Raw genomic sequence first — 7991 nt, forward strand, 5'->3', positions numbered from 1 at the left:
TATTTCTTTTTTAATTCACGATACGTTTCTTCGACATTACTAATGGTAAGGTTACCACGTGAGGAGAGTCTACGGCAACAACTACCTGTGACTTGGCACCATTGAAGAAGTAACGGTAGTCCACAGTTTTCTTTCTTGCTGAGCTGCTGACCTTATACAAGCCTGAAGGAACACTGAAATGAGCCACTCCCTCAGCGTCTGTACTATCAACGAAGGTGCTTGCCACGGCATCTTGTAACTCTACACGTAAGCCTTCATAAGAACCGTCATAAGTGCTGGGGAATTCTAACTTCACATCGAAGTTGACTACCTTAATGCCCTCCTCATAATCAGCACACGAGATTAACATTGTCATCACGCATGCTACAAGTAAACTGAATATCTTTCTCATTATATCTTTAATCTTAATGAAAGTCCGTAATAGAAACTCGGAACATATCCACTACCAAAGAGACTCGTCTCAAGTCCCGTCTGTGATGAGTGTATCTGAGCAAGCGTGTTGAAGAAGTTATTGGCATAAAACGATATAGATACGTGCTTACCAATTTCCTTTGTTACACTCAAGTTAGCTGACCAGAACGCACTCAACTTATTCGGATTCAATGTGTAAGGATAGTTTGTTCGTACAACCAACTGTGTCAGGTCGTTGTATAACCCTCTGTCATTCGTTGCTGCCCAACGCAATTTCTCTGCAAAAGGAACCAATGTCTCTGGTGCATCCCATGTGCTGTAATACTCTGGATAGACGATAACCGTCTGATTCTCTGTCTTACCATTATACGGCTCACCAAAGTATTCATTGCCACTATTCACAACATATCCTCGACTGCTGGTAGCTCTACTATATGTATAGAGTGAACTTTCCATACGCAAAGCTACGATAAGTCGAATCTTTGGTATGTGTGTCGTTAGTGTGACATTCATATCTACTTGACCACTGACAGAGCCATTTGAGGCAGAAGCATCAGCCGTATAGTTGGTTGATGAGGCTGCACCACCACGGTAATAACCAATATACTGATAGAGTTTCCCGTCTGACTGACGTGTGTTAAGTCCTACAGGTACGTCCGCAAAGAGCGTTTCGTCCTGTGCCTTATAATGATAGTACTTACCATCAACACGTACCTGTGTTCGGAGCGCCTTAATCTGTTTGAAGTCTACAATCCATTCTAAGCCATAGCGACTCAATGGGTCAGCATTCACATATTTTGTATTGGTGACGTAGGTGTTACGTTCGTCATAACCGAGAACGACTGGAGTTTTCACGCCACTGGCATCACTTACCGTCACAATACCTGTCTGTGGGTCAATCGTAAAGAGGCGATTAGCCGTCGCAATACCGCTTGCTTGAAGTTTAGCAGGTGATGTGTACTTATAGGTGAAAGGTGTGTAAGTGTTTGTTGCCATGTAAGGATTGAAAGTCTTACTATGGAAGAATGAAAGGTTGATGTCCGCAATTTTTGTTCTCAGTTCCACACCTAAATCCCACTGGTTGGCATATTGCCATTTCAAGTCAGCATTGTATCGTGCCTTTGAAGGGTGAGTGTAATAGGCATAATAAGAGCGATTATTAGCATCACTGGTAGATGAGAATGCCAACATATCACGATAAGATGGAGAAGGGTAGAGTACTTGGAAACTTGGAAGTTTCACGCTCTTTCCCCATCCTGAGTGTACGCTAAGACTGTTCACCCAACTATCTTGTCCGAAGCGAAGCATATAGCGCATGTTCATTCGTGGTGAAAGACTGCCTACTATTCCATATTCAGAGCCGGGAATAGAGGTGATATCCTCACGCACACCTGCTGTCAGTTCAACATTCTGTTTGGTATCGATAGCCATTGATAGCTTATCCTCGGCATAGAGTGCCATGTTGTTCAAAGCGGGTAGGACGTCAAAACGATATTCACGCCATGTCGGTGCATAGCGCATATCTTCGTAGTGTGTACCCTTCCCCTTATTCCTACTGCTTGTCCATTCAGCACCAACAAGTAAGCGGTTGCGGAACTTTCCGAATGATTTATTCCAATTAGCCTTTAGCTTCAAACTGTAGGTTAATGGTTTGGAGTCTCCAAAACCACGCAGATACCAATAGCCTGTAGGACCAAGAATGATATTGGCAGTAGGGTTCTTATCGTAGTCTTCTGCAATGTTATATCCTTCTGTCAAGGTGTGGATATAAGGTTGTGTTGAACTACTACTCTCGTTGCTATAGCTTTCTGAGCGTTTGTCAGCGTAGGTGAAGGCTGCTGTAAAATTAAGATTGGTTATCCATGACTTGTTCAATAACCAGTCAAGGCGCACATTACCACCCACATTATTGTCCTTAACCTTATAATAACTGTCCAAGTTGCGGTCTGGGTCAGCCTTCGAATCATAGCCTCCCACGCCACCATTTAGCCCAATGTCCAAGGTCAGAGGTTGTGTCTTCTTCATAAAGACATTCATATAGTGCAGTGACAGTACATTACGTTGATAAGCTGTGTAAGGCGATGCTGCATCCGAAAAAGAGCGTGCATGCTCAAGGGAGAAGTTGATAAGTCCAGCATTCTTGCCTAAGTCTAATCCTTTGTGAAGGGCTATCTGGCGAGTGTGTTGGTTGATACTTCCTTCTAAGATGAAGGGCGAACTACCTCTACGTGTCTTCACTTTTACTACACCATTGGTGAGGTCGCCGTATTCTACAGAGGCAATACCGGGTACGACCTCCACACTTTCAATGTTAGAAGCACTGACACCACGTGTACTCACACCAGCCGTTTCGCCCATCATCGCATTGTTGTTCAGACGAACACCATCCACTTCAATGGCTGTACCAAATGACGCATTGCCTCGCTCTGACGAACCGCTTCGCAAGGTCAATTTGCTATCATTCATCAAAGAAGGGTTCACACTCTTACCACCCGGTAAAAGTTGGGCTATATCACCCAAAGTCATTATCTGTTGATTGTCCAACGTCTTACGGTCAATGGTGTAAGAGGTTGTTATCTCGTCTTTCTTTCGATGCGCAACAACCTGTACTTCATCGAGCTGAAGATTGTCTTCGGCAAGGCGCACGTTGAGTGTGGCACCATCATTATTAATGGTGACAACTACTGTTTGTTCTGCGTAGCCAAGACAGGAGATAACTGCAGTACACTTTCCTTTCGGTACGTTTTTTATCGTGAAACAGCCTTTTTCGTCAGTAAAAGCGTACAAGCGATTTTCTTTCAATGTGACTGTTGCGTAGGCTATAGGCTTACGGTCATCCTTCCCCACAACACAACCTGTCAGGGTCTGGGCAATACCATTGATGCTAAGTCCGCAAAATACAATAGACGCTATTATCCTATTCGTGAAGTCCATGAATTGCAAAGGTAGGACGAATCTACTAACTCTACAATACTCAAAAATAGGTATTTATTAGCTTTTCTTTATGAATAGAAATGGATTTTATCGTATTACCTAAGGTTCTTCTGATATATGGAGTGACAAGGACCATTCTAATACAAGAACAAAACAATTACATATCTTATAAGAATAGTTTTGTTTTAAGTTGCTGTCACTTTTAACATTTCATGCAAAGCTACTGCAGAAGAATGAGTTAGGTGGCTACTTAGAATGACATTAATGACAGCAAAATTTGTTTTAGGTGAATTGTTTCTAACCCAAACGACTTAATTAATTATAATTAAAATAAATGGGAATTTATTGTATTATAGATTTTAAACAATAACTTTGTATTGCTTTGAAATAACTAAAAATAACTTTTAAAAATTAAAGATTATGAGACTATTCAAAATATCAGACAAGAAATACTTGAGATATATGAATAATACAACTGCACTTTCCGTGCATCATTTGAAAAAGACTTTCAGGACCTCATCCAATAGGAATGAGGTCCTGAAAGATGTGAATATCGTTTTGGAGAAAGGCGTTGTCGCCATCCTGGGATCGAATGGAGCAGGCAAGACGACTTTTATCAAATCCTGCACAGACCTGCTGGACTATGAAGAGGGGAAGATAGAATATTTCGGGAAAGACCTACAGACAATGAGCAAGGAAGAAAAGAACAGGACCTTTGCGCTGCTGTCTGAAGGCAGCCGGAACATCTACTACAAGCTGACGCCATGGGAAAACATAAAGTATTTCGCCGCCGTGCGTGGCATCCCGTTCAATGCCGTAAGTAGTCAGAGCAAGGAACTCCTCAACGAATTAGGATTATACGACAAAAGGAATCAGCTGGTAGAGAATCTGTCTCGCGGGATGCAGCAAAAGGTCGCCATCATCTGTGCGTTGAGCATGAACACCCCCGTCGTATTCCTTGATGAGCCGACCCTTGGGCTGGACATTGAGAGTGCATTCGGGCTGAGCAGTTTCCTGTCATCCCCGGAAATCACTTCAAACAGATTGATCATCATGACTTCTCATGACTTTAACTTCATAGAACGCACCGCCCGGCAGATATTCAAGCTGCAAGACGGAGTCATGAAAAGGAAAGAAGATACAGCGAGCTTCGACAACTCTTTCATCCTTAAAATCCTGCATCCCGATATTGATAAGTTACAGGCCGCCAGATATGAAATTCTGGAACGGCACGACCTCTATTGTACAATCAGACTTCTCACCACTGCACTCCTATTGGGCAAGGAAATCGACAGACTGAACCAAAAAGGACACGAGGTGACAAGCGTGGAAATAGAAGGAGAGAACCTAAAAGATTTTTATTTAAACTGATTCATCATGATATATTTCTGGGGACTTTTGAAGGCAGAGTTTGTCAAATCCATCAAATTGACTTTCAGGTATAAATTCAACACGCTGTTCAATATTCTCTTCTGGGCTGTGCTCATGGTATTGCTCTCCCATGTCCTCCTCCGGGGGAAACCGGAGGTCAAGACATGGGCGTTTATCTGCTCGTTCATGATCTGGCTCATCGCCAACAACTCTTTCATCTCCGTGGTGGATTCCATCGTGTCGGAGACTGTCCAGGGAACAATAGAACAGCTGTATCTCAATTCAAGATCTTTCTTTACATTACTTCTAGTCAAGGGGCTTGTGTCAAGTGTGATTACCATCATCCAGTCCGTTCTCACACTGTTTATCTGCGTTCTTCTGGTCCCTTCCGTGCAAGCGGTTTTTTCATCCAATGGCTCTCTGTACTTCCGCTGTTTCTCATATCCATCTTCTCCCTTATAGGTCTGGGAATCATGTGCGCCTCACTGGCATTAAAATACAAGAGCATATCGTCATTCTACAGCATGGTATCCTCTATCGTCTTTGGTATCCTGAGCTACGGGGCAGTCTTTATCTCTTCCAAGACAGCACTTACGTTGCTGTTCCCCTTTGCAGAGGCGAATGCGGCCATACAGCAGTTGTTGCTCCGTGGATCATCTTTGACACCGAATACCCTGACGGTCATTCTCTGCAATGATGGATTATACTTGCTCTTAGGGTATCTCTGTCTGAAATTCTTAATCATCAAGAGTAAAGAAAGCGGTTCACTGTCAAAATTCTGAAGACAGCCTGCAACGGCTTCACTCCTTGGTCTCATCAATGTAATGGTTCATAAAGGACAAGGTAGAATCCGACTCCTTGCTATCCGGTCAAAGCACATGAATTTCCTGAAATTACAGCTTCTAATCGTTTACCGTCTGATGAAGGGACTTGGAATAATCGTCTCTGTCCTTCTGCTGTGTGTCGCAGGCTTATTGCTCTATATACTGTCATTGGCTCCGCAGACGAATATCATACTGGTTGATGCCGCTCTCGTGGCCGGATTCCATTATAGCAGAGGCGACAGGGAACTCCTGCAGATATTGTACGGAAGTGAGAAGAGGCTGCTGATGGCAGAGTATGTCCTCCTTTCCACTCCATTAATAGCTATCTGTGCGCTCCGCCTCTATTGGGTGCCACTTCTCGTCTGTGTGGCAATAGCGATTGTCCTGCCTATGTTGCCTAGACCCCGGCTGCAGTTCACAATGTTCACTTATCCTTTCCTGCTGAAAGGCTCTTATCAGTATGCCGGCAGTATGAGGACGCTGCTTATCCCTTACCTGCTGGGGATATTATCATCCTGCATGGGGCTGCTGTACCATAATATCAATATCACCTATGCCACACTACTGCTCTTCGTATATCTGCTTGGATTCCTCATCTGTCAGCCTGTCAGGAAGAGCCATCTGATGTTTTACTCTTCCCCTTTGAGAATGATTCATTTACAGTCAATATATGCCGTCGGGAATACATTCGCACTGCTATGTCCCTTCTTCGCTATCCTCCTGATACACAAAGCTGACGCTCTTGTTATCGGAGAAATCGTCATGATATATATCCTTGCCACGCTCTTTCTTTTCCAGTCGGAACTTATCAGGTATTTCAAAATAGACAATCCGATTGTAATCATGATTGTGCTATCAGCTTTGTTCATGGTCGATGCCGTAGGATATATGAAGACCGTGATGATTCCCTTGGCTGCGTTCACCACCCTTCTGTTATCTTTTATGGTCTACAGCAAATATTCAGCATGATTCAGATAAACAATATAAGGAAGAAATACGGCTCGTCTGTCATTCTTCATGGCATGACCCTCCGGTTAGAGAAAAGTAAAGCGTATGGCATCGTAGGAGAGAACGGTGCCGGCAAAAGCACATTGTTCAGGTGTCTTGCGGGCCTGGAACATTATCAGGGCAACGTCATCATGGAAGAACATTGCAGGATAGGTTATCTGCCCGATACGCCTTACTTTTACCCGCTGGTTACCGGCAAGGAGTTTCTGGAATTCTGCCTGAAAGCTGCCCATCTTCCGTGTACCGGTGAAGAAATCAATCAGTACAACAAGCTGTTTAATCTTCCGTTGAACAGCTATCCGTCGAAATACTCTTTGGGAATGAGAAAGCGTCTGATGCTCATGGCACTGATGATGCAGAAGTGTGACTTCTATATCATGGACGAGCCTTTCAACGGATTGGATGTCGCAGGTGTCATCATACTGAAAGACTGGATAGTCAAAAGAAAGAGAGAGGGAAGCACATTCCTGATATCCTCTCACATCATCTCTGCCTTGACCGATATCTGCGAGACTCTGGCATACATCCACCAAGGTAAGATGATGAAGACCTATGAGGGCAAAGAAGCCGTTCCAAAAGTCATTGAGGATGATTTAAAGAAATACATACTCAAAGAGGACATCTGAAATTACCTGTAAAACAGATTACAGACGAACGGCATATTCCAGGCCCTTCCGTTAAATGCGCAGATGGATATCGTGAAGAGCGTATGGGCTTGACGTGAGGGGCCGATGGTTTACCGAGACCATACATTCCCTTTTCCAGCACTTATGTTTATCTGATGCTGTCCGATAAAACTCAAACCGCAAGATTTCCCATGATTTCTTTTAAACTGGCCATTCCGCATCGTTTCCGGAAAAGCCCCCCTGTTCAGATAAGTTCTGCCCACACAGCTCTTCTCCAGCAACAAGCAGGCTCCCCTCCAGACAATATATGGCATGGAGCGGACCGTCAACACGACTGGTGTCTGCCGACAACACAAGATGTGCCGGGTATCAGCACATCTGCAGAAAAGGCCGTTCCACTCCTTTCGCTATCATATACGGCATTACGCTGATGGCTGCCTTGCACGGCAAATGTTCATCAGGCAGCACTGATATTTATCGGGACTCGGTCACTGCAGATGTATAATGCTGGCTGTTGCCGGATACTATCAACCTGAACTCGGGATAAGAAATGTCTGCAAAAAGTTGGTAATCTCATTATATTTTTGTAACTTTATGGTTGAAAATCAAACAATTACAATAAACATAACAATGATTACCAAGGACAAAATTACTAAAATTTTCTGTATTGCGGATGATTTCTGCAAGGAATTTGAGTTAGAAACTGATAAAACAGGTCTCTCCGCAGAGTCAACCAGCAAGTGCAAAATTACAAAACGTGTTTAAAGAACTCACACTTTGGAGTAGAAAAGTTTAATTTTTCTCTTGGTCTTTCGTT

7 protein-coding genes and 1 pseudogene are annotated in these 7991 nt (G+C 43.5%); 4 read left to right on the forward strand and 4 right to left on the reverse strand.

Annotation, left to right across the window (positions count from 1 at the left end):
• Positions 1-10 precede the first annotated feature (10 nt).
• Complete coding sequence (locus CHB62_RS08625; RefSeq protein WP_089366519.1) at positions 11-391, reverse strand: hypothetical protein; 381 nt, start codon at positions 389-391, stop codon at positions 11-13.
• On the reverse strand, positions 391-3345 hold the full coding sequence (locus CHB62_RS08630; protein ID WP_089366520.1) for a TonB-dependent receptor: 2955 nt from the start codon (positions 3343-3345) through the stop codon (positions 391-393). The genes CHB62_RS08625 and CHB62_RS08630 overlap by 1 nt, the downstream gene beginning before the upstream one ends.
• A gap of 462 nt (positions 3346-3807) precedes the next feature.
• Between CHB62_RS08630 and CHB62_RS08635 the strand changes: the two genes are divergently transcribed.
• Positions 3808-4716, forward strand: a complete 909-nt coding sequence (locus CHB62_RS08635; protein WP_042856095.1) for an ATP-binding cassette domain-containing protein — start codon at positions 3808-3810, stop codon at positions 4714-4716.
• On the opposite strand, the gene CHB62_RS14885 is transcribed toward CHB62_RS08635, so the two are convergent.
• A complete protein-coding gene (locus CHB62_RS14885) occupies positions 4704-5075 on the reverse strand; it encodes a hypothetical protein (protein WP_176414858.1) in 372 nt (123 codons plus the stop codon). The genes CHB62_RS08635 and CHB62_RS14885 overlap by 13 nt on opposite strands.
• 197 nt (positions 5076-5272) lie before the next feature.
• Complete coding sequence (locus CHB62_RS14890) at positions 5273-5533, reverse strand: hypothetical protein (protein ID WP_036919409.1); 261 nt, start codon at positions 5531-5533, stop codon at positions 5273-5275.
• Positions 5534-5594: 61 nt separating this feature from the next.
• Here CHB62_RS14890 and CHB62_RS08645 point away from each other — a divergent pair, with 61 nt between their 5' ends.
• From CHB62_RS08645 to CHB62_RS15520, 3 genes and pseudogenes are all read left to right on the forward strand, one after another.
• Positions 5595-6509, forward strand: a complete 915-nt coding sequence (locus tag CHB62_RS08645) for a beta-carotene 15,15'-monooxygenase (RefSeq protein ID WP_089366521.1) — start codon at positions 5595-5597, stop codon at positions 6507-6509.
• Between the two features lie 53 nt (positions 6510-6562).
• On the forward strand, positions 6563-7174 hold the full coding sequence (locus CHB62_RS08650) for an ATP-binding cassette domain-containing protein (RefSeq protein ID WP_240616175.1): 612 nt from the start codon (positions 6563-6565) through the stop codon (positions 7172-7174).
• Positions 7175-7804: 630 nt separating this feature from the next.
• Positions 7805-7880 (forward strand): annotated as a pseudogene (locus tag CHB62_RS15520) (transposase); the annotation flags it as partial.
• Positions 7881-7991 lie beyond the last annotated feature (111 nt).

Source organism: Prevotella jejuni, from assembly GCF_900187995.1.
Taxonomy (GTDB): domain Bacteria; phylum Bacteroidota; class Bacteroidia; order Bacteroidales; family Bacteroidaceae; genus Prevotella; species Prevotella jejuni.

Excerpts from the sequence above, each read along its gene's own strand:
- CHB62_RS08625 (WP_089366519.1), bottom strand. The coding sequence starts at position 391 with ATGAGAAAGATATTCAGTTTACTTGTAGCATGCGTGATGACAATGTTA.
- CHB62_RS08630 (WP_089366520.1), bottom strand. The coding sequence starts at position 3,345 with ATGGACTTCACGAATAGGATAATAGCGTCTATTGTATTTTGCGGACTT.
- CHB62_RS14890 (WP_036919409.1), bottom strand. The coding sequence starts at position 5,533 with ATGAGACCAAGGAGTGAAGCCGTTGCAGGCTGTCTTCAGAATTTTGAC.
- CHB62_RS08650 (WP_240616175.1), top strand. The coding sequence starts at position 6,563 with ATGACCCTCCGGTTAGAGAAAAGTAAAGCGTATGGCATCGTAGGAGAG.
- CHB62_RS08645 (WP_089366521.1), top strand. The coding sequence starts at position 5,595 with ATGAATTTCCTGAAATTACAGCTTCTAATCGTTTACCGTCTGATGAAG.
- CHB62_RS08635 (WP_042856095.1), top strand. The coding sequence starts at position 3,808 with ATGAATAATACAACTGCACTTTCCGTGCATCATTTGAAAAAGACTTTC.